Source organism: Okeania sp. SIO2B9 (assembly GCF_010672505.1).
GTDB lineage: Bacteria > Cyanobacteriota > Cyanobacteriia > Cyanobacteriales > Microcoleaceae > Okeania > Okeania hirsuta.
In genome coordinates this window covers 1-2,271 of record NZ_JAAHGK010001232.1, presented here as the reverse complement: position 1 = coordinate 2,271, position 2,271 = coordinate 1, and the positions used below count along the sequence as shown (strand labels likewise).

The 2,271-nt window shown below is 37.6% G+C and carries 2 protein-coding genes; one reads left to right on the top strand and one right to left on the bottom strand.

The features are described from left to right. A partial coding sequence (locus F6K13_RS29275; protein WP_287289302.1) for an ABC transporter substrate-binding protein occupies positions 1–1,063 on the bottom strand: 1,063 nt, incomplete at its 3' end. Positions 1,064–1,528: 465 nt separating this feature from the next. Here F6K13_RS29275 and F6K13_RS29270 point away from each other — a divergent pair. Beyond that, on the top strand, positions 1,529–2,008 hold the full coding sequence (locus F6K13_RS29270; RefSeq protein ID WP_124145939.1) for a flavin reductase family protein: 480 nt from the start codon (positions 1,529–1,531) through the stop codon (positions 2,006–2,008). Positions 2,009–2,271 lie beyond the last annotated feature (263 nt).

The following is a 2,271-nucleotide window of genomic DNA, read 5'->3' as shown; positions in this document are numbered from 1 at the left end:
TTTCATCACTAGGAAACATCACATCTGCGATCGCGCATTCGGAAGGTTTAATTAAACCTGCAAATACTTCCTCCGTTGCTTTTTTGGGATCTATGGCATAAGTTACTGCTTGTCTTGCTCTATCATCATCAAAGGGAGGTCGGGAAGTAACAAACTCTAAAAATACTATTTGACCAGTATTTTCAGCAGTATGAAGTTTGAATTTTGAGTCTTCCTTGAGAGCAGAAATTTCTTCTAGTGGGGGTTCAGTTAAATGAATTTCTCCAGACTTGAGTGCTGCTAAACGTGCTTCCCTTTCTGGCATAGTTTTAATTATCAATTTTTTGATGTAGGGAGTACCAGAGTTTTCTACTTGTCGCCCATAATTTTTGTAGTCTGGGTTGGCCTCTAGTACAAGTTGTTCCCCTTGAGTCCACTCAGTAAATTTGAATGGACCTGTACCTATTGCTCCTTCTATGCCAAATTTGTTGTTATAGGTTTGAATGGCAGAAGGACATATCATGCTGGAGTAAGGATCGGCGAGAAAGCGGAGAAAGGGGCTAAAAGCTTGAGACATTTTGACTGTAACTGTGAGGTCGTCTACAACTTCGACAGTTTCTATCGGTCCCCAACTGTCTTTGGTGTAGTTTTCTGTCTCAGGGTTGATCGCTCTGTCAATAGTAAATTTGACCGCTTTAGCATCAAAGATTGTGCCGTCATGGCATTTGATATTTTCGTTGAGTGTAAAGGTATATTCTTGGCCATTATTGCTGACTGACCATTCTTTGGCTAGGTTTGGTTGAATTTTACCTTGGTCATCGAAGGCCAAAAGTGTTTCGTAGATTTGATCGATTATTTGTCTAGATAAGGGTGATGTTGATTTGTGGGGATCGAGGGTGTCAGAGTCACTGTAGCGTGCCCAAACAAGGGTACCTGGTTCGGGGGTTGTTGGTGTTTCTGAGTTTCTGGTGGTTTGAGTGTTGTTGCAGGCGATCGCTAAGGTGGAAATTATTGATGCTACTGCTATGAAACGCCAAATTTTTTGATGAGTTAGTTTCTTGAAAAAATTGTTTAGGGAAAACATTATTAGAATATTAATTTTCTTTTAATTTAGCGAGCAAAATTTATAATCACATCACAAAATGTGCTGTATATTTTTTGATTTTTAGTTAAACTTTTAGACTTGACTATAGCAAGGAACGAGTTGGCATTTGACTTATGTTGATGATGAATCTTAGACAGAGAAATTCTTTTCTATTGCCTGTTACCGAAAAATTAATAATTAATAATTATTAATTAAATAATTCAGCTTACTCTGTCTCCCCTTTCAAGGGGAAAAAAGCGGTCGAGGGATGGCGAGGAGACCTCGCCATATCCAATCGACCAAGAGAAGAAATAATATTTCTTGATATTCCACTCCGTAACGGTTTTAACCAGAGGTAATTATCCATTATCCATTAATGAACTGTTCCCTGTTCCCTGTTATACAATGGGTTAAGTTTTGTTAAAATATCAAATGTAAACTTCATTAATAATATTAGGTAAAACTTTGTTAGACGAACAGGCGAAGAAAACAATATTGCGTAAGATTCCTCACGGATTATACATCTGTGGTGTTAAAGATGGTGAGGAAGTTAATGGTTTTACGGCCAGTTGGGTAATGCAAGCATCTTTTGCGCCTCCCTTAGTTGTTAATTGTGTAAACAAAGATTCTATATCCCATGCCATGATTAAGGCTAGTGGGGTATTTTCTCTGAGCTTTTTAGCCGCAGAACAAAAAGATTTAGCTCAACAATTTTTCAAACCTCAACGTCGTGTGGGAAATAAATTTGAGGATATAGAATTTTATCTGGGAGAAACTGGATGTCCAATTATTTCAGATACTCTTGGTTATGTGGAATGTAAAGTTGTTGGTGCTGTAGAAGAGGGCGACCATACTGTATATGTAGGAGAAGTAATTGCTGCAGGTGTACATCGTGAGGGAGACCCTCTATTGTTAGAAAGTACAGGTTGGAATTATGGTGGTTAATTGTCATATATCAGGACTTACGCAAATTTACCTTGAAAACGCCATATGTAGGGGCGAATGGCATTGGCCTTCTCAATTTATTGTCCGTGCGTAAGTCCTGATATATTAATTAGCACTCAGCGATCGGCTTTTTGTTGTTTATGAGTGCTATATAGATATAGTTTTGATAAATAGCTCTTTAGCTCATATCTACTAGATTAAGCTATAACCATTTTTTTATTGTTAATTATTGCTTTGCCGATTAAATCTAAAAGCATTGACAA